This window comes from Lysobacter sp. Soil_N_23 (assembly GCF_057656135.1).
This window is the reverse complement of record NZ_JBDGKY010000007.1, coordinates 130,852-151,264: the sequence shown is the minus strand read 5'-3', so window position 1 is coordinate 151,264 and position 20,413 is coordinate 130,852. Positions and strand designations below refer to the sequence as shown.

Sequence of the window (20,413 nt, the reverse complement as noted above, 5' to 3'; positions counted from 1 at the left end):
TCCTCATGCAGTCACCGCCTGCAGCCGGTTCGCCGGCACGCAGCCCTCGATCGCCTGCGCGGTCTGCTCCAGTTGCGGCAGCACGTTTTCGTGCGCATGGCGCGAGGCATCGGGGTGGTAGGGCATGGACACGTTGATGGCGGTGGCGATCCTTCCCTGCGCGTTGCGCAGCGGCACCGCGATCGAGCACAGGCCCAGTTCCAGTTCCTGCTCGACGTAGGCGTAGCCCTGCATGCGCACGTCGGAGACAATCCGGCGCAGGCGGCGCAGGTCGGTCTGCGTGTGCGGCGTCAGCTTCGTCGGCTTGCACTGCGCCAGCCAGGCATCGAGCTCGGCATCGTCCAGGCCCGACAGCAGCACCCGGCCCATCGCCGCACAGAACGCCGGCAGGCGCGCGCCGACGCCCAGGCTCACGCTCATCACGCGCTGGCCGGGAACGCGCAGCACGTAGACGATCGATTGCCCGTCGAGCACCGCCATCGAACTGCTCTGGCGAACCTTGCGGGCCAGGTCTTCCATCAATGGCTGGGCCAGGTCGGTGAGGTTGAGCGAACCCAGATAGCCGAACCCCAGCTCGAGCACGCGCGGGCCGAGCATGAACTCGCGGCCGACCGCGCGGACGTATCCCAGGTGCTGCAGGGTCAGGACCAGGCGCCGGGCCGCGGCGCGCGACAGCCCGGTGCGCGTGGCGATGTCGGCCAGGGCCAGGCGGCTGCGATCGCGTCCGAAGGCCGACAGTACCGACAGCCCGCGGGCCAGCGACTGCACGTAGTCGCCGCCATCCTCGAACAGGTCCGAGCCCTCTGCTTTCCTCGGCATGCCGGGTTCCTTCACTCCATGCTGTGACGTGCTGTGGTCACTGCGATTGATCGACCTGAGGAGCGGGGCGATGCTGGCGCGGACCGGATTGACGACGAGATTAGAGCTTCCGTAGAGTGGTGCGCAATACGCACATCGGTGCGCATAGCGCACAAATCTGTTGCTGGGGAGGCAGGCAGTCGATGGAGATCGCTGAGCGCGACAGTGTCCTGCACAGCTGGTCGGTGCAGGCCGACTGGGACGCACCGACCGTGGTCGGTGGCCGCGGCGCGCGCCTGCGCCTGGCCGACGGGCGCGAAATCCTCGACATGAGCAGCCTGGCCGAGTGCAGCAACCTCGGCCACCAGCATCCGCGCCTGGTCGAGGCGATCCGCTCCCAGGCCGAGCGGCTGTGCTTCGTCACCAATGCCTGGGGCGCCACGCCGCGCGCGGAGTTGGCGCAGGCGCTGCTGGAGCGGTCCGGGTTCGAAGGCGGGCGGGTGTTCTTCACCCTCGGCGGCGCCGATGCCAACGAGCACGCGGTGCGGATCGCACGCCAGGCCGGGCGCAAGCCCGGCGGCGCGATCATCGCCCGCGAGCGCTCGTACCACGGCGCGACGCAGCTGGCGATGGCGCTGTCGGGCGACAGCCGCGCGCATGCGCTGGGCATCGATCCGCGAGCACTGGGCGTGCACCACGTGCCGCCGCCGTACGGCTATCGCTGCCCGTTCGGTGGCCGCGACGAAGTGCAATGCGGCCAACGCGCCGCCGCCGCCGTGGCCGATCGCATCGACGACCTCGGCGTCGACAGGGTCGCGGCGGTGATCATGGAGCCCGATGCCGGCACCAACGGCATCGTCGCCCCCGACAATTACTGGCCGGCGCTGCGCAAGCACACCGCCGACCGTGGCGTCTGGCTGATCGCCGACGAGGTGATGAGCGCGTTCGGCCGCTGCGGTGAATGGTTTGCCTGGCAGCGCCATGGCGAGGCCGGCCGTCCCGACCTGATGACGCTGGCCAAGGGCCTCACCGGCGCCGCGCTGCCGCTGGGCGCGGTGGTGCTCAGCGCCGATGTCGCGGCGACGCTGGAGCACGAGATGCTGTACTCCGGCCTGACCTACTGCGGCCATCCGCTGGCCTGCGCCGCCGGCGTGGCGGCGTTGCGGGCCTATGAAGAAGAAGGCCTGATCGCGCGATCACGCGCGCTGGGTGCGCAGTTGCTGGCGCAGTTGCAGCAGCTGCAGTCGCGCCATCGCGTCATCGGCGACGTGCGCGGCGGCCATGGCCTGTTCGCGGTGATCGAACTGGTTGCCGACCGCGACAGCCGAGTGCCGCTGGCGCCGTGGCCGCAGACGCCGCCGGCGCTGAAGGCACTGGTCGATTCCGCGATGGCCGAGGGTGTCTCCTTTGCGACGCGCGGGAACCTGATCGTGCTGGCGCCGCCACTGGTGGTCACCGAGGCCGAGCTGGCCGACGCGGTGGCGCTGCTCGATCGCCTGCTGGCGCAATTCTTCGTCAAATGATCCCGAGCTTCACACCTTCATCCATTCCGCGATCGTCCTGACCGCAGCGAGGCCGCCATGAGCTTCCGCCTGACCTACGCCACGATGTTCAACCCGCCCGAAGCCATGCACGAGCGCTTCGAGGCCGCGATGGCCCGGGTCAGTGCCGACCTGGGGCGGCGGCACGAACTGTTCATCAACGGCGAGGACCGCCCTGCGGCGAACCATGCGCAGCGGCGCAGCCCGATCGACAGCGCGTTGTCGCTGGGCGAGTTCGCGCTGGCCAGTGCCGGTGACGTCGACAGCGCGATGCGCGCCGCGCATGCGGCGTTCCCGGTCTGGCGCGCATTGCCGGTCGCCGAGCGCGCACGCCTGATGCGCAAGGTCGGCGACCTGATGGAGGAGCGCGTCTACGACATCGCCGCGGCGCTGACCCTGGAAGTCGGCAAGAACCGCATGGAGGCGCTGGGCGAGGCGCAGGAGACGGTCGACTTCTTCCACTACTACGCCGACGACTACGAGCGCAACGCCGGCTACGACCGGCCGCTGCCGAACGACCCGCTCGAGGGCACCGTCTCGCGCAACCGCAGCGTGATGCGGCCGCACGGCGTGTGGGTCGTGATCGCGCCGTTCAACTTCCCGTTCGCGCTGGCCGGCGGCCCGGTCGCCGCCGCGCTGGTGACCGGCAACACGGTGGTGGTGAAGGCGGCCAGCGATACGCCCTGGTCCGGCCGCCTGCTGGCCGACTGCATCCGCGATGCCGGCTTGCCGCCGGGCGTCTTCAACTACGTGTCGGGGTCGGGGCGCGAGGTTGGCGAGGCACTGGCGCAGCATTCGCTGACCGCCGGCATCACCTTCACCGGATCGGTCGGCGTGGGCATGCAGTTGCTGCGGCAGATGGCCGGCGGCGCCTGGCCGCGCCCGTGCATCGCCGAGATGGGCGGCAAGAACCCGTGCATCGTCACCGAGCATGCCGACCTCGAGCGCGCCGCCACCGGCATCGTCCGCTCGGCCTTCGGCATGGGCGGGCAGAAGTGCTCCGCGCTGTCGCGGCTGTACGTGCACGACAGCGTCGCCGACGGGCTGATCGAGCTGCTGCGCGGCAAGATCGAGGCCATCCGGATTGGTGATGCACGCAGCCGTGAGAACTGGCTGGGGCCGGTCATCAACGAAAGCGCCTACGGCAACTACGCCGGCTACCTGCAGCAGTTGCAGTCCGATGGTGCGACCGTGGTCGCCGGCGGACGCCAGCTGCGCGATGGCGACCTGGCGCGCGGCTACTACGTCGAGCCGGTGCTGGCCGAGGCCGACCTGGCGCACCCGCTGTGGAAGCAGGAGATGTTCCTGCCGATCGTGATGCTGCACCGCTACCGCGACCGCGAGCACGCGATGCGCCTGGCCAACGACACCGACATGGGACTCACCGCCGGCTTCTACGGCGGCAGTGACGAAGTGCCGTGGTTCCAGGACCGCATCGAAGCCGGCGTGACCTACGCCAACCGCCCGCAAGGCGCGACCACCGGCGCCTGGCCGGGCTACCAGCCGTTCGGCGGCTGGAAGGGCTCGGGTTCGACCGGCAAGGCGATCGCCTCGTTCTATTACCTGCAGCAGTACCTGCGCGAACAGTCGCGCACGGTCGTGGAGTAAGCGGTCGATGCGATTGATGTCGTTGCGCGAAGCACTCGCCGCCCATGTCGCCGACGGCGACTGCGTCGCACTGGAAGGTTTCACCCACCTGATTCCGTTCGCCGCCGGCCACGAGCTGATCCGCCAGGGCCGGCGCAACCTGCACCTGGTGCGGATGACGCCGGATCTGATCTACGACCAGCTGATCGGCATGGGCTGCGCGAAGCGGCTGACGTTTTCATGGGGCGGCAATCCTGGCATCGGTTCGCTGCACCGGCTGCGCGATGCGGTCGAACACGGCTGGCCGCGGCCGCTGGAACTCGATGAACACAGCCACGCCGGCATGGCCGCGGCGTTCTGCGCCGGCGCGGCACGGCTGCCGTTCGGCATGCTGCGCGGTTACCTCGACAACGACCTCGGCAAGGTCAATCCGCGTATCGGCCGCATCGAGTGCCCGTTCACCGGCGAGCGCCTGGCGGCGGTGCCAGCGATCAACCCCGACGTCACCATCCTGCACGCGCAGTGCGCCGATCGCGAGGGCAACGTCGCCATCCACGGCATCGTCGGCGCGCAGCGCGAAGCGGCGCTGGCGGCCGGTGCGCTGGTGGTCACCGTCGAGGAAATCGTCGAGCAACTGGCGCCGGCGATGAACGGCATCGTCCTGCCGCACTGGACCGTCGACGCGGTGGTGCATTGCCCGGGCGGTGCCTACCCGTCCTACGCGCACGGCCATTACTCGCGCGACAACGACTTCTATCAGCGCTGGGACGCGATCTCGCGCGACCGCGACGGCTTCACCAACTGGATGCGCGAACACGTGCTGGAAACCAACGACCACGCCGGCTTCCTCGCCAGCCTGCGGGCGGAGGCGGCATGACCGCAGCCACCCGCGATGAATGGATGACCGTGGCGGCTGCGCGCATGCTGTGGAACCGCTGCGTCTGCTTCGTCGGCATCGGCCTGCCGAGTGCGGCCTGCAACCTGGCGCGCTTCACCCATGCGCCCGACATTGTCCTGATCTACGAGTCGGGCACGATCGGCACGCGGCCGGACGTGCTGCCGCTGTCGATCGGCGACGGCGAGCTGGCGCAGACGGCGTCGTTCGTGGTGCCGCTGCCGGAAGTGTTCAGCCACTACCTGCAGGCCGGACGGGTAGACGTCGGCTTCCTCGGCGCGGCCCAGGTGGACCGCTATGGCAACCTCAACAGCACCGTGATCGGACCTTACGAAGCGCCGACCACGCGCCTGCCCGGCGCCGGTGGTGCGCCGGAGATCGCCGCGCACGCGCGCCAGACTTTCGTCATGCTCAAGGCGTCGCCGCGCAGCCTGGTCGAGCAGTTGGATTTCCGTACCTCAGCCGGCTACCTCGATGGCCACGGCGCGCGCGCCAGGACCGGCGCGACCGGCGACGGTCCACGCGCGGTGATCACCGACTTCGGCATCCTCACCCCGCACCCGCGCAGCGACGAACTGCGGCTGAGCGCGCTCTATGCCGGTGCCACCGTCGAGGAGGCACGCGCGGCGGTGGCCTGGCCGCTGCTGCTGGCCGAGACGGTGGAGACCATCGCCGCGCCGAGCGAGTCGGAGCTGGCGATCCTGCGCGCGCTGCATGCGCGCACGCGCGAGGCGCACTCAAAACCGGTGGTGCTGCCAAAGACACTGGTGGGAGGGGCTGCAGCCCCGACCTGATGTGCGGCGGGCTTCGGGGCTGAAGCCCCTCCCACAGTTCGATCTCTCCGACACTTCCACGAGTCCGCCATGCGCAACGACCACATCCGTACCGAACTGCCCGGCCCGAAGGCGCGCGCGATGATCGAGCGCGACGCGCGGGTGATCTCGCCGTCGTACCCGCGCGACTACCCGTTCGTGATGTCGCACGGACGCGGCACCCAGGTCTGGGACGTCGACGGCAACCGCTTCCTCGACCTTGCCGCCGGCATCGCCGTGTGCAGCACCGGCCACGCCCATCCGCAGGTGGTGCAAGCGGTGAAGGAGGCGGCCGACCAGTTCCTGCATATCTCCAGCGACTACTGGCACGAGCAGATGACCGCGCTCGGCGAACGCTTGGCGCGTATCGCGCCGATGAAAGGCGGGGAGGCGATGAGCTTCCTGTGCCAGTCCGGCACCGAGTCGGTCGAAGCGGCGATCAAGCTGGCGCGCTACGTCACCGGCCGCCCGCGCTTCATCGGCTTCCTCGGCGGCTTCCACGGTCGCTCGATGGGCTCGCTGGCTTTCACCTCCAGCAAGTACACCCAGCAGAAGGGCTTCTTCGCCACGATGCCGGGCGTCACCCACGTGCCGTATCCGAATCCGTACCGGCCGCTGTTCGCCGGCAGCGACCAGGGCGTGGCGGTGCTCGACTACATCCGCATGCTGTTCGAACGCAGCGTGCCGGCCGCCGAAGTCGCCGGCATCCTGGTCGAGCCGATCCAGGGCGAGGGCGGCTACGTCGTTCCGCCCGACGGCTTCCTCGCCGGGCTGCGCGAGCTGTGCGACGAGCACGGCATCCTGCTGATCTTCGACGAGGTGCAGTCGGGCATCGGCCGCAGCGGCCGCCTGTTCGCCAGCCAGCACTGGGGCGTCAAGCCCGACATCATGACCCTGGCCAAGGGCCTGGGCTCGGGCTTGCCGATCGGCGCGATGGTCGCCTCGGCCAGCCTGATGTCGCAGTGGAAGCGCGGCGCGCACGGCAACACCTACGGCGGCAATCCGCTCGCCTGCGCGGCGGCCAATGCCACCATCGACCTGATCGCCGGTGGTTTTGCCGACAACGCCGAGCAGGCCGGTGGCTACTTCACCTCCAAGCTGCGCGAGCTGATGCGCGACTACCCGTGCATCGGCGAAGTTCGCGGCCGCGGCCTGATGATCGGCATGGAGCTGGTCGAGTCCGATCCGACGCGCACGCCGGCGCGCGCTCTGTGCGATGCCGTCATCACCCGCGCGTTCCACAACGGCCTGTTACTGCTGTCGTGTGGCACCAGCACGGTGCGCTTCATGCCGCCGTTGAACGTGGACCGCGCCGAAATCGACGAGGCGATCGCGCTGCTGCGGATCAGCCTCGACGAAGCCCTGGCCGGGACGCGGGGCTGAGCCGGATGCGCGCCAGCCGTCCGCTCGTCGCCGCCGTGTTGCTGCTGGCCGTTGTTGGCGCCGCCGCGGCCGGGCGCGAGCCCGTGCTCAAGCAGGTCGACCTGCCGCACAGCTACTACTGGCGCGAGCTCTACCTGCCCCAGCTGACCACCGGCCCGTCGTCGGCGAGCTTCATGGCCGACGGCCAGTCGCTGGTGTACAGCATGGCCGGCTCGCTCTGGCGCCAGCGCATCGGCGACGGCGAAGCGGTCGAGCTCACCCACGCGCAGGCCGCTTACGACTACCAGCCCGATGTCGCCCGCGACGGACGCAGCGTCGTGTTCACCCGCTACGACGGCGCCGGCATGGAACTGTGGCGGCTGGACCTGGCGAGCGGTCGTGCGCAGGCACTTACCAGCGGCGACGCGGTCAATGTCGAGCCGCGCCTGTCGCCCGACGGCAAACGCATCGCCTGGGTGTCGACCCAGGGCACGGGGCATTTCAACCTGTTCGTCGCAGAGATCGACGGCGACGGCCTGCACAAGGCGCGACCGCTGCTGGGCGAGCGCAAGAGCGCGCTCGATCGCTATTACTACTCGGCGTACGACCATGCGATCAATCCATCGTGGTCGCCGGACGGCAAGCGGATTGTCTTCGTTGGCAACGCCGAGATCGCCTGGGGCAGCGGCGACCTGTGGTCGGTCGACGTCGACCGCCCGAAGGCGCCGACGCGGATCCTGCGCGAGGAAACCAGCTGGAGCGCGCGTCCGGAACTGGCACCCGACGGCCGCCGCCTGCTGTACGCCGGCTACCACGGGCGCCAGACCCACCAGCTGTGGCTGAGCACGATCGATGGCACGCCGCCATTGCCGCTGACCTTCGGCGAAGGCGATCGCCGCAACGCGCGCTGGTCGCCCGATGGTCGTCGCATCGCCTTCATCGGCCAGGACGCGAACGGCAATACCGCCTTGTCGGTGATGGACGTGATAGGCGGCGCGACGCAAGCCGTCGTGGCGAAGCAGCGACGCACGCTGGCGCCGACCGCTCGCCTGCACATCCAGGTCCGCGACGGTAACGGCCGTGACGTGCCCGCGCGCGTGAGCGTGCAGGGCAGTGACGCCCGCGCACAGGGCCCGGCCGATGCCTGGATGCATGCCGACGACGGCTTCGACCGCGCCGTGCAGGCAACCGAGAGCCACTACTTCCACTGCGCTTCGCCGTGCGTGCTGGACGTGCCGGCCGGCAGCACGGCGGTCACGGTGCAGCACGGCTTCGCCCACCTGCCGTGGGCGCGCAGGCTCGATCTGGCCACGGGTAGCACGACGACACTGCGCGCAGACTTGCAGGCGCACGCGCTGCCGGCCGTGTTCGGCAAGTGGCTCAGCGCCGACCTGCACGTGCACATGAACTACGGCGGGCACTACTTCAACTCGCCCGCGCACCTGGCGTTGCAGGCGCGTGCGGAGGATCTCGACGTCGTCGAGAACCTGATCGTCAACAAGGAACAGCGCATTCCCGACATCGCCAACTTCGGCGAATCGGTGGCGACCGGCCCGGTGCGCATCGCCAATGCGCAGGAGTTCCACACCAGCTTCTGGGGCCACCTGGGCCTGCTCAACCTGCAAGACCATTACCTCACTCCGGACTTCAGTGCCTACCGCCACACCGCCATGGCCAGCCCGTACCCGCACAACGGCGTGATCGCCGACCTGGCGCATGCGCAGCAGGGCGTGGTGGGCTACGTGCATCCGTTCGACACGGTGCCCGATCCGGCCAAGGATCCGGCACTGAGCCACCAGCTGCCGGCCGACGTCGCCAACGGCAAGGTCGATTACCTCGAAGTGGTCGGCTTCAGCGACCACAAGGCCACCGCCGCGGTCTGGTACCGGCTGCTGAACCTCGGCTACCGGCTCGCGGCCGGGGCTGGCACCGATGCCATGGCCAACTACGCCTCGTTGCGCGGACCAGTGGGTATGAACCGTGTGTTCCTCGAGCAGCGCGGCGGCGACGACATGCTGGCATCGCTGAAACAGGGGCACAGCTTCGTCAGCAATGGTCCGCTGCTCGGACTGCTGATGTCCGGTCGCAAGCCCGGCGACACGCTCGCGCTGTCCGCTCCGGGGGTCACGAAGTACCGGGTCGCGCTGCGCTCGCCGGTGGCCGTCGACCACCTCGAACTGGTCCACAACGGCCGCGTGATCAAGCAGTTCGAACTCGGCGGCGACCGCCGCAGCTTCGACGGCGAAGGTGACGTCGAGGTGGGGCAGGGCGGCTGGCTGCTGCTGCGCGCCTGGAACGACGGCGCCGACCCGCAGCTGCTGGACCTGTACCCGTATGCGACCACCAATCCGGTCTGGCTCGACGTCGCCGGCTCGGCGCCGCCCGCCCGCGAGGACGCCGCCTACTTCGCCGCCTGGCTCGGCCGCGTGATCGAGGCCGCCGATGCCCGCGACGACTACAACGACGCCGAAGAAAAACGTGCGACGCTCGACTACCTGCGCGCGGCGCAGGCCATCTATCAAGGCAAGGCCGGGGGGAAGTGAGCTGATGCTGATGCGACGACGCTGGACCGTGCTGTGCCTGGCCGCGACCACGCTGGCGGCACAGGCCGCAACGCCGGCACCGCCCGGCCGCTTCGGCATCGCCGATCTCGACCGGTTGGCCGATGTCGCCGAACCGGATCTGTCTGCGGACGGTGCCGCGCTCGTCTACAGCGTGACGACCGTCAACCGCGCCGAAGACCTGACCCAGACCGACCTGTGGCGCGTCGGCTATGACGGCAACGCTCGCAAGCAGCTGACGAACACGCCCAAGCACAGCGAGTCGAAGCCGCTGTGGTCGCCCGATGGCAAGTCGATCGCCTACCTGTCGGACGCGCCGCCGCCGCGCAAACCCGAGGCGGGCAAGGAAGGCGCGGGTGGCGACGACGAGGGAGAGGAAGAGGAGGAGATCAGCCAGGTCTGGCTGATGCCCGCCGCCGGTGGTGCCGCCCGCCGCGTGACCTCGTTCGCCAGCGGTGTTGACGATTACGTCTGGGCGCCCGACGGCAAGCGCGTGGCGGTGATCGTGCGTGATCCGGAACGGCCCGCGGGCACACCGGAACCGAAGAACCCGCCGCCGATCGTCACCACGCGCTACCAGTTCAAGGAAGACGGCACCGGCTACCTCGACGGTCACCGCACCCATCTGTACGTCGTCGACATCGCCACGGGCCGCTCCGAGCAGATCACTTCCGGCGACCACGACGAACTGCTCCCCGCCTGGTCGCCCGACGGCAAGCTGATCGCCTATGTCAGCAAGCGTGGCGTCGACCCCGACCGTCATCTCAACTACGACATCTACGTGGTCGAGCCCCGCGCCGGCGCGACGGAACGCCAGCTCACCACCTTCCCCGGTTCCGACCTCGACCCGTACTGGGAAACGCGCCCGTCGTGGAGTCCGGACAGTGGCCGCATCGCCTATCTGCAAAGCGGCGAGGACAAGTGGATCTACTACGTACCGTGGCAGCTGGCCGTGGTCGATGTCGCCAGCGGTCAGGCGCGCCTGGTCGCGCCGATCGACCGCTGCGGGACCAAGCCGCGCTGGTCGCCGGATGGCCGCCACCTCTACGCGCTGGTCGAGCGCAGCCGCGTCACCCGCGTGGAGAAGGTCGACGCCCACAGCGGCGCGACGATCGAGCTGACCCACGGCAACCGTTTCGATTACGACCTGGCGGTGTCGGGCAACGATCGCGTGGTCGTGCTCGGCGGCGACGACACGCATCCCTATGAAATCTCGGCGGTCGAACCGCAGGGCCTGCGCGCACTCACCGACCACAATGCCTTCCTGCGCCAGCGCACGCTGGCCGCGGTCGAGCCGATCGCCTTCAAGGTTGACGGCATCGATGTCGAGGGACTGCTGGTCAAGCCGGTCGGGTATGAGCCCGGCCGCCGCTACCCGACGATCCTGCGCATCCACGGTGGCCCGGTCTACCAGTTCAGTCATGAGTTCATGGCCGACTGGCAGGTGTACGCCGCGCAGGGCTACGCGGTGGTGGCGGTCAATCCACGTGGAAGTTCCGGCCGTGGCTTCGACTTCGCCCGCGCGATCTACGCCGACTGGGGCAATGTCGACGTCAAGGACGTGGTCGCCGGCGTCGAGCACGTGGTCGACATGGGCATCGCCGATCCGCAGCGCCTCGGCCTGGGCGGCTGGAGCTACGGCGGCATTCTCACCAATGCCGTGATTGCCCGCGACACGCGCTTCAAGGCCGCCATCAGCGGTGCCGGCGCGTCGAACATGTACGCGATGTACGGCCACGACCAGTACGTGCGCGAGTACGCGCTCGAGCTGGGCACGCCGTGGAAGGACCGCGAGCAGTACGACCGCGCCAGCTATCCGTTCCTGCACGCCGACCGCATCACCACGCCGACGATGTTCCAGTGCGCGCAGGACGACTTCAACGTGCCGTGCCTCGGCGCCGAGCAGATGTACCAGGCGCTGCGCGCGCAGAACGTGCCGACGCAACTGGTCGTCTACCCCGGGCAGAACCATCAGCTGACCGTGCCGAGCTACCTCAGCGATCGCCTGACCCGCAACCTGGCGTGGTACGACCGCTACCTGAAGGAAGCCCCATGACCTGCCCCCATTCCCGCAGGAGCGAGCTTGCTCGCGAACCACGCCGCCGCCCCCACTCCTGTAGGAGCGAGCTTGCTCGCGAACCACGCCGCCGCAAGCCTTTCGCGAGCAAGCTCGCTCCTACATTGCTTGCGTTGTTGGCGATGACCACCGCACACGCCGCCGAGCCACGCGCCCGCGACCTCGGCATCCCGTTCGAAGGCACCCCCGGCGCACTCAACGCGATCACCGACGTCGCCGGCGTCACCGTCGGCCAGGTCACCCTGATCGAGGACCTCGCCGACGGCCACAAGGTACGCACCGGTGTCACCGCGATCCTGCCGCGCGGCAAGGCCAGCCTGGAGACGCCGGTGTTCGGCGGCTGGTTCGCGCTCAACGGCAACGGCGAGATGACCGGCACCGCCTGGATCGACGAGTCCGGCCAGGTCGAAGGCCCGGTCATGCTGACCAACACCCACAGCGTCGGCGTCGTCCGCGATGCCGTAATCGCCGAGCGGATCAAGGCCGGCGGCGCCGACGCCAGCGGCTACTGGTGGTCGTTGCCGATCGTCGCCGAGACCTGGGACGGCCACCTCAACGACATCAACGGTTTCCACGTGAAGCCCGAACACGTCGCGCAGGCGCTGCGCGATGCCCGCGATGGCCCGGTCGCCGAAGGCAACGTCGGCGGCGGCACCGGCATGGTCTGCCACGAATTCAAGTGCGGCATCGGCACCGCATCACGCCGCATCAACAGCGACGGCCACGACTACACCGTCGGCGTGCTGGTGCAGGCCAACTATGGCGTGCGCGATCCGCTGCGCATCGCCGGCGTGCCGGTCGGGCAGTTCCTGCGAGACGACCGGGTCTATACCGATGCCGCGATCACCGGTGACACCGGTTCGATCGTGATAGTGGTTGCCACCGACGCGCCGCTGCTCCCGCATCAGCTCAAGCGCATCGCCAAGCGTGCCGGCATGGGCCTGGCGCGCATGGGCAGCTATGCCGGCAACGGCTCGGGCGATCTGTTCCTCGCCTTCTCCACCGCCAACGCACCCGCCTCGGGTGCCGGCGCGCTGCATCAGGCGCAGTTCCTTGGCAACGACAACGTCGACGGCGTGTTCGAAGCGACGGTGCAGGCGACCGAGGAGGCCATCGTCAACGCCATGGTCGCCGCCCGCGACATGCGCGGCGAAGGTGGCCGCTACGCCAACGCCATTCCGCATGCGCCGCTGGTGAAACTGCTCAAGCGCTACGGCCGCTACCAGGCGCCGAAGTGAATCTCACAAACCTCCCCATTGGCTGACCCGATGACCCATCTCCCGATCAAGGCGCTGGCTGCCGTACTGGCCCTCACACTCGCCGGCGCCAGCGTTGCCGCAACCCCTGCCGACGTCGTTGTGGTGCGCGCCGGCCGCCTGGTCGACGTCGATCATGGCCGTGTCCTCAGCGACCAGGCGATCCGCATCGAAGGCGAGCGCATCACCCGCGTCGAGCCGTACTCGGCCGCTACCGCCGGCGACGCCCGCGTCCTCGACTGGTCCGGCTACACGGTGCTGCCGGGCCTGATCGACCTGCACACGCACCTGGTCGGCGACATCCAGTCCGAAAATGTCGCCGCGCCGCTGATGAGCACCTCTGCGCGCGACGCCCTGGTCGGCGTGCGCAACGCCCGCGACACCCTGCGCGCCGGCTTCACCACCGTGCGCGATGTCGGCACCTACCGCGCCTTCACCGACGTCGCACTGCGCAACGCCATCAACGAGGGCATCGCCGAGGGCCCGCGCATGTTCGTGGCCGGCACCTACGTCACCGTCAGCGGCGGCGGTGGCGAAGTCACCGGGCTGGCGCCGGACGTGCAGGTTCCCGCCGACATGCGCCGCGGCGTCGCCAACTCCGAGGCGGAAATCCGCCAGCGCGTGCGCGAGCTGATCGCCGGCGGCGCCGACTTCATCAAGCTGATCGCCACCGGCGCGGTCCTCGCCAGCGGCACCGAACCGGGCGCGCCGGAGTACAGCGAGGCCGAGATCCACGCTGCCGTCGAGGAGGCCGCATTGCACGGCACCTTCGTCGTCGCCCACGCCCATGGCGCCGAAGGCATCAAGCGCGCGGTCCGCGCGGGCGTCCGCTCGATCGAGCACGGCTCCTACCTCGACGACGAAGGCATCGCGCTGATGAAGGAGCACCGCACCTGGCTGGTCGCCGATGTCTACAACGGCGACTACATCGAGGAGATCGGTCGCCGCGACGGCTGGCCGGAGGAAATCCTGCGCAAGAACAACGAAACCACGCAGACCCAGCGCGACGGCTTCGCCAAGGCGGTCAAGGCCGGCGTGCGCATCGGCTTCGGCACCGACAGCGGCGTCTACCCGCACGGGCAGAACGCGCGCCAGTTCGCCTACATGGTGCGCAACGGGCAGACGCCGATGCAGGCGATCAGCTCGGCCACGATCAGTGCCGCGAAGTCACTGGGGCGCGATGCGCAGTTCGGATCCGTGGCCGCGGGCAAGTCGGCCGACCTGATCGCCGTCCAGGGCGACCCGTTGGCGGATGTCGAGGTATTGCGCCGGGTCGAGGCGGTGATTGCCCAGGGCCGGCTGGTCTGCGCTGCCCCGGAGGACCGCTGCACGCAACCCCATTGATGTCCACGACGGTGATCGACTACATATGACCGACTACATAGTGGACAGCTGGCGACACAATTCGCAGGACGCGCACCGCAGTACCAACTGAACAGGGGTGGCAAGGCATGCAGGACCCGCGCGTCAACGAGGCTGGCACGACACAACACTGCGACACCCGGCCGGAGCGCAAGCTCGGCTTCTGGATGTGCACCGCGCTGGTGGTCGGCAACACCATCGGCATCGGCATTTTCCTTTTACCGGCATCGCTGGCGCCGTATGGCTACAGCGCGATGCTGGGCTGGGTCATCACCGTGTTCGGCTGCCTGGCGCTGGCGCGGGTGTTCGCCCGCCTTGCGCGCGACATGCCTTCGGCCGACGGCCCCTACGGTTACATCCGCGGCACGCTCGGCGAGATTCCCGCTTTCATGGCGATGTGGTCGTACTGGATCGCGACCTGGATCACCAATGCGGCTATCGCGATTGGCGTGGTCGGTTATCTCGATACCCTGTTTCCCGCGTTGCGCGAAGTGCCGGCCTCGTTGCAGGCGGTGACGCTGCTGTGGATGTTCGTGCTGGTCAACCTGCTGGGCGTGCGCGCCGGCGGGCGCGTGCAGATCGTGACCACCGTGCTGAAGCTGCTGCCGATGCTGACGGTGGCCGGACTCGGCATCTGGCTGCTGCTGACCCACCCGTCGAGCTACACCGAACACCTGCCGACCGAGCCGGTCAGCCTGGCACCGCTGATGGCGGCCTCTACCATCGCGCTGTTCGCGATGCTCGGTTTCGAATCGGCGGCAGTACCGGCCGACCGCGTGCGTGACCCCGGCCGGATCATTCCGCGCGCGACCATGGTCGGCACGATGATCACAGCCGTGATCTACCTGGTCGTCTCGTCCGTGCCGCTGTTGCTGATCCCGGCGGCCGAGCTGGCGCAATCGAAGGCGCCGTTCTCCGACCTGCTCGATCGCCTGGTCGGTGGCGGCTACGGGCGTGCGCTGTCGCTGTTCGTGGTCATCAGCGGCCTGGGCGCATTGAACGGCTGGGTGCTGCTGGTCGGCGAACTGACCCGCACCATCGCCTGCAACGGCGGCCTGCCGGCTTCGTTCGCGCGCAGCAACCGCTTCGGTGCGCCGGCGCTGGCGCTGGTCGTGACCGGCGCACTCGCCAGCGCGATGATCCTGATGAACTACAGCAAGTCGCTGGTGCAGGGCTTCACTTTCATCACCACGGTGGTGACCGCGGCCAACCTGCCGCTGTACCTGTGCTGCGCACTGGCCCTGCTGGTGCTGTGGCGCCGCGGCCAGCGGCCGGCCAACAGCGACATGCTGGTGCTCGCGGTACCGGGCCTGGCGTACGTGATCTTCGCCTTCGTCGGACTGGGCGGCGAACCGTTCGGCTGGGCCATCGTACTGGCGGCCGCAGGCCTGCCGGTTTACACCGTGCTGCGTTTGCGCAATGGTGGTGCCCGCCCGCTGGTACCGCCGGCCGCAAAGCATTGAGATTGTTCTCAAAATTCGCGATCGACCCCAAGTAACGACACACGCAAAGCACGCACGCAAAAGCACGCACGCAGGACTCACATGCTGGAACTCAAACGCACGCCTTTCCACGAGCGCACCTCGCGCCTGTGCCTGCCGCAGAACTGGCGACGCTGGGCCGGGCACATCGTGGCCGGCTCCTACGATCTTCACCTGGACCGCGAGTACTGGGCGATCCGCGACGGCGTCGCCGCGATCGACGTCTCGCCGCTGATGAAGTACATCATCACCGGCCCCGACGCCGCGCGCCTGCTGCACAAGCTGACACCGCGCGACGTGCAGAAGATGGCGGTCGGGCAGGTCGGTTACACCGGCTGGTGCGACGAGGAAGGCAAGCTGCTCGACGACGGCACGATCTCGCGCCTTGCCGAAGACACCTTCCGCCTGACCTCGGCCGAGCCGTCGCTTCGCTGGCTGTCGATGAACGCCGTTGGCATGGACGTGACGATCACCGAAGTCACCGAGCAGGTCGCCGCACTGAGCCTTCAGGGCCCGAAGTCGCGCGCGGTGCTCAACCGCTGCTGCGCCAGGACGCTCGACAAGCTCAAGTACTTCAAGGTGATGGCGAACACGCTGGCCGGCAAGCCGGTCACCATCTCGCGCACCGGTTACACCGGCGACCTTGGCTATGAGATCTGGATCGACAAGGCCGATGCGTTGCACGTCTGGGACGCGCTGATGGAAGCCGGTGGCGACTACGGCATCGTCCCGTGCGGGATCCTGGCGATGGACATGGCGCGCGTGGAAGCCGGCTTGTTCATGATCGACGTCGACTACACAGCCGCCAACCATGCCTGGATCGAAGGGCAGAAGTCGACGCCGCTGGAAATGGGCCTGGACTGGGCGGTGCAGCTCGACAAGCCCGGCTACTTCGTCGGCCGCCGCGCGCTGGAGCGCGAGAAGCGCGAAGGCTCGGCGTGGAAGCTGGTCGGCTTCGAAGTCGACTGGGAAAAGATGGAGCCGCTGTTCGCACGAGTCGGCCTGCCACCGCAGATCCCCGGCATGGCGGTGCGCGAGAGCCTGCCGATGATGCAGGGCGACAAGCAGGTGGGTTACGCGTCTACCAGCACCTGGTCGCCGGTGCTGAAGAAATACATCGCGCTGGTGCACCTGCAGCGCCCGTACTACGAGCCGGGAACCGCACTCACCATGGAAGTCACCGTCGAGCACAAGCGCCTGCAGGCGCCGGGCAAGGTGGTGAAGCTGCCGTTCTATGAGCCGGAGTGGAAGAAGAAATGAAGCCGCGCATCCGCGCGCAGCCCGTCATTCCCGCGAAGGCGGGAACCCAGTGACGTTGCTTTGCGCTGCGCCTGAAGTCGCTGGGTCCCCGCCTTCGCGGGGATGACGGCAATCTCCGAACAACTGACGAAACAGACCACATGACCCCCAACCAATACGACGCCATCGTCATCGGCGCCGGCCACAACGGCCTGATCGCCGCCGCCTACCTGGCGCGCGCGGGCAAGGAGGTGGCCGTTCTCGAACGCCGCGAAGTCGTCGGTGGCGCGGCGGTGACCGCCGAACCGTTCCCCGGCTATCGCTTCAGCCAGTTCTCCTACGTCGTCAGCCTGCTGCGCCCGGAGATCATCCGCGACCTTGAACTGCCCAGGCACGGCCTGAAGATCCTGCCGCTGCCGAGCACGGTCACGCCGATGGACAACGGCGACTACCTCGCCGCGTGGGACGACCACGACCTGACGCGCCAGGAGCTCTACCGCCATTCGCCGCGCGATGCCGAAGCCTCGGACGAATACGGCCGGGTGATGGCGCGCGCGGCCAAGGCGATCAAGCCGATCATCGGCCTGGTTCCGCCGGACCCGTCATCGCTGAGCCTGCGCGACCTCAAGGGACTGCTCAAGCTCGGCCAGTACGGCAAGAGCCTGTCGGAGAAAGAGCTCTACCAGATCGCCAAGCTGCTGACGCAGTCGGCCGCCGACCTGCTCAACGACTGGTTCGAGTTCGACCCGCTCAAGGGCACCAAGTCGGCCAGCGGCATCATCGGCACCTTCCTCGGCCCGCATTCGCCGGGCACCGCCTACGTGCTGCTGCACCACTACATGGGCGAGATCGACGGCGCCTTCCGCGCCTGGGGCTTCTGCAAGAACGGCAACGGCGGCGTCACCCAGGCGATCGCCAGTTCGGCGCGCGCACTCGGCGTGGAGATCCGCACCAATGCCGCGGTCGAGCAGGTGGTCGTGCGCGGTGGCCGTGCCTCGGGCGTCGCCCTCGCCAACGGCGACGAGCTGCGCGCCAAGGTCGTCATCTCGGCGGCCGATCCAAAGCGCAGCTTCCTGCAGTTCGTCGAAGGCAAGCACCTGCCCGACGAGTTCGTCCAGCAGATCAGGAACTTCCGCGTCCGCGGTTCCTCCGGCAAGGTCAACATCGCCTTCAGCGGACTGCCCGATTTCACCTGCCTGCCCGGCGAAGGCCCGCTGCACCGCGGCGCGGTTTCGATCAGCCCGAGCATGGAGTACATCGAGCGCGCCTTTGATGAGGCCAAGTACGGCCAGTTCGCCAAGCAGCCGTACATCGACATGATCTTCCCGTCGATGATTGACCGCGACATGGCCCCGCCGGGCCATCACGTGGCCTCGTGCTTCGTGCAGTACGCGCCGTACGACATCGAGGGCGGCTGGGACGATGCCAAGCGCGACGCGTTCGGCGAGACGGTGATCTCCACGCTCGAGCGCTACGCCCCGGACATCCGCAGCAAGATCGTCGGCAAGCAGGTGATCACGCCCAAGGACATCGAGCAGATCGCCGGCATCACCGGCGGCAACATCTTCCACGGCGAACTGCTGCTGCACCAGCTGTTCTTCCTGCGACCCGCGCCGCAGTGGGCCGACTTCCGCACGCCGCTGCCGGGCTACTACTTTGGCGCCTCCGGCGCGCACCCCGGCGGTGGCGTGATGGGTGCGGCCGGCAAGATGGCGGCGCAGGAAGTGCTGAAGGACTGGAAGTGAAGGCCGCCCACCACATCCCGTCGTCCCGGCGAAAGTCGGGACCCATCTTGATCTCGCCGTTTGCGCGAGCGTCAACGTCAAAATGGGTCCCGGCTTTCGCCGGGATGACGAATCAGAACCTGCAGAAGTGACCATGACGAACACGCGATACGACATCCTCATCGTCGGCGCCGGCCACAACGGCCTGGTCGCGGCGACCTATCTCGCCAAGGCCGGCAAGAAGGTGCTGGTACTCGAACAGCGCGACCGCGCCGGCGGGCAGCTCGCCGCCGACACCTTCGGCGACAGCGCATTCGATCCGCTCCATGCGGGCGCGCAGCTGCGCCCCGACATCGTCGCCGACCTCGGGCTGACCAGGCACGGACTGGTGTACGAGGCCGCAACCCCGTACGTGTCGCTGCAGCCGGACGGCAAGCGCCTGCACCTGTCGACCACGCCGGGCGACGCCGCCACGCTCGAATCGATCCGCCAGTTCTCCTCCGCCGACGCCGCGCGCTGGCCGGAGTTCGTCGCCTTCATGGATCGCGCCGCCGCCTTCCTCGATGCCGCCTACCGCACGCCGATGCCGCGCCTGCCGCATGTCGGCTTGGCCGAGGGCTGGCCGCTGGCGAAGCTGGCCTGGACGCTGCGCCGACTGGGCGGCCGCGACATGTTCCGGGTGATCCGGGCGATGTCGATGTCGACGGTGGAATTCACCGAAGAATGGTTCGAGTCGGAGCAGGTGAAGGCCGCGATCGCCGCGGTCGGCATCCACGGTCACACGCTCGGATCGATGTCGGCCGGCACCGGCTACACGCTGATGCACAACTGGCTCAATCGCGGTGGCCTCGCGCAGCGTCCGGTCGTAGGCGGCAACGGCAAGGTCGCCGAGGCGCTGGTGGCCGCATTCAGGGCCGCAGGTGGCGAGCTGCGCACGGGCGCCGGCGTCGAACGCATCCTGGTCGACTCGCTGCGGGTGTCGGGCGTGCGCCTGGACAACGGCGAGGAGATCGCGGCAACGACGGTGCTGTCGGCCGCCGATCCGCGCCGCACCCTGCTGGGCCTGGTCGGCGCACCGGAGCTGCCGCCGGACTTCGTCTGGCAGGTGCAGTCGATCAAGATGCGCGGCGCCGTGGCCAAGGTGCACCTGCTGACCAACGGCCAGCATGGCCTGCCGGCGGGAACGCTGGCGATCGCACCGACGTTGAAGTACCTCGAACGCGCCTTTGATGCGGCCAAGTACGGCGAGCTTTCAGCGCAGCCCTATCTGGAGGTCACCACCGCCGGCAAGGTCGTTTCCATCCATGTCCAGTCGGCGCCGTACAAGCTGCGTGGCACCGGCTGGGACGAGGCGAGGGGAACGATCGGGCGCACGGCCATCCAGATCGTTGCCGCACAGTTCCCGGCGCTGGAAGCGTCCGTGCGCGAAGTGCGCACGATCACGGCGGCCGACCTGGAGCAACAGTACGGTCTCAGCGAAGGCGACATGAACCACGGACAGCTGATCCTTGATCAGATGTTCTTCATGCGTCCGCTGCCGGGCTGGTCGAATCACGGCACGCCGGTCGATGGTCTCTACCTGTGCGGCAGTGGCTGCCACGGCGGTGGCGGCATCAGCGGCGCGGCCGGGCGCAATGCCGCGCAGGCCGTGTTGAAAGCCAAAGCAGGCGCGTAAAGTCGGAGGTGGCCGCGAAACCGCGGCCGCCTCGTTGGCACCA

At 68.7% G+C, this 20,413-nt stretch carries 14 protein-coding genes; 13 read left to right on the top strand and 1 reads right to left on the bottom strand.

Translation table 11 applies throughout. The features are described 5' to 3' along the window. Window positions 1-3: 3 nt before the first annotated feature. Window positions 4-819: an IclR family transcriptional regulator domain-containing protein gene (locus AC3A3X_RS07885; RefSeq protein WP_487582471.1), complete on the bottom strand. Its 816-nt coding sequence runs from the start codon at window positions 817-819 to the stop codon at window positions 4-6. A gap of 182 nt (window positions 820-1,001) precedes the next feature. Between AC3A3X_RS07885 and AC3A3X_RS07880 the strand changes: the two genes are divergently transcribed. From AC3A3X_RS07880 to AC3A3X_RS07820, 13 genes are all read left to right on the top strand, one after another. After that, window positions 1,002-2,321 carry an aminotransferase family protein gene (locus AC3A3X_RS07880; protein WP_487582470.1) on the top strand — a complete coding sequence of 440 codons (1,320 nt, stop codon included), beginning with the start codon at window positions 1,002-1,004 and terminating at the stop codon, window positions 2,319-2,321. Window positions 2,322-2,378: 57 nt separating this feature from the next. After that, a complete protein-coding gene (locus AC3A3X_RS07875; RefSeq protein ID WP_487582469.1) occupies window positions 2,379-3,947 on the top strand; it encodes an aldehyde dehydrogenase family protein in 1,569 nt (522 codons plus the stop codon). Between the two features lie 7 nt (window positions 3,948-3,954). Continuing rightward, a complete protein-coding gene (locus AC3A3X_RS07870) occupies window positions 3,955-4,803 on the top strand; it encodes a CoA transferase subunit A (protein WP_487582468.1) in 849 nt (282 codons plus the stop codon). Then, the gene (locus AC3A3X_RS07865; RefSeq protein ID WP_487582467.1) at window positions 4,800-5,615 is read left to right on the top strand and encodes a CoA-transferase subunit beta; all 816 of its coding nucleotides are present in this window, start codon (window positions 4,800-4,802) and stop codon (window positions 5,613-5,615) included. The genes AC3A3X_RS07870 and AC3A3X_RS07865 overlap by 4 nt, the downstream gene beginning before the upstream one ends. A gap of 69 nt (window positions 5,616-5,684) precedes the next feature. Continuing rightward, the gene (locus AC3A3X_RS07860; RefSeq protein ID WP_487582466.1) at window positions 5,685-7,016 is read left to right on the top strand and encodes an acetyl ornithine aminotransferase family protein; all 1,332 of its coding nucleotides are present in this window, start codon (window positions 5,685-5,687) and stop codon (window positions 7,014-7,016) included. 5 nt (window positions 7,017-7,021) lie between these two features. Continuing rightward, the gene (locus AC3A3X_RS07855; RefSeq protein WP_487582465.1) at window positions 7,022-9,538 is read left to right on the top strand and encodes a CehA/McbA family metallohydrolase; all 2,517 of its coding nucleotides are present in this window, start codon (window positions 7,022-7,024) and stop codon (window positions 9,536-9,538) included. A 4-nt stretch (window positions 9,539-9,542) separates the two neighbouring features. After that, entirely contained in the window at window positions 9,543-11,612 is a 2,070-nt protein-coding gene (locus AC3A3X_RS07850) for a S9 family peptidase (RefSeq protein ID WP_487582464.1), read from the top strand. A 143-nt stretch (window positions 11,613-11,755) separates the two neighbouring features. Further along, the gene (locus AC3A3X_RS07845) at window positions 11,756-12,871 is read left to right on the top strand and encodes a DmpA family aminopeptidase (RefSeq protein WP_487582463.1); all 1,116 of its coding nucleotides are present in this window, start codon (window positions 11,756-11,758) and stop codon (window positions 12,869-12,871) included. Between the two features lie 30 nt (window positions 12,872-12,901). After that, a complete protein-coding gene (locus tag AC3A3X_RS07840; RefSeq protein ID WP_487582462.1) occupies window positions 12,902-14,233 on the top strand; it encodes a Xaa-Pro dipeptidase in 1,332 nt (443 codons plus the stop codon). 107 nt (window positions 14,234-14,340) lie between these two features. Further along, entirely contained in the window at window positions 14,341-15,714 is a 1,374-nt protein-coding gene (locus tag AC3A3X_RS07835; protein WP_487582461.1) for an APC family permease, read from the top strand. Window positions 15,715-15,795: 81 nt separating this feature from the next. Beyond that, window positions 15,796-16,992 carry an aminomethyl transferase family protein gene (locus AC3A3X_RS07830; protein WP_487582460.1) on the top strand — a complete coding sequence of 399 codons (1,197 nt, stop codon included), beginning with the start codon at window positions 15,796-15,798 and terminating at the stop codon, window positions 16,990-16,992. A 140-nt stretch (window positions 16,993-17,132) separates the two neighbouring features. Further along, window positions 17,133-18,716, top strand: coding sequence for a phytoene desaturase family protein (locus tag AC3A3X_RS07825; RefSeq protein WP_487582459.1), 1,584 nt, complete (start codon window positions 17,133-17,135; stop codon window positions 18,714-18,716). Window positions 18,717-18,849: 133 nt separating this feature from the next. Next, window positions 18,850-20,370 (top strand): phytoene desaturase family protein, encoded by a 1,521-nt coding sequence (locus AC3A3X_RS07820; protein ID WP_487582458.1) that lies wholly within the window; start codon window positions 18,850-18,852, stop codon window positions 20,368-20,370. Window positions 20,371-20,413 lie beyond the last annotated feature (43 nt).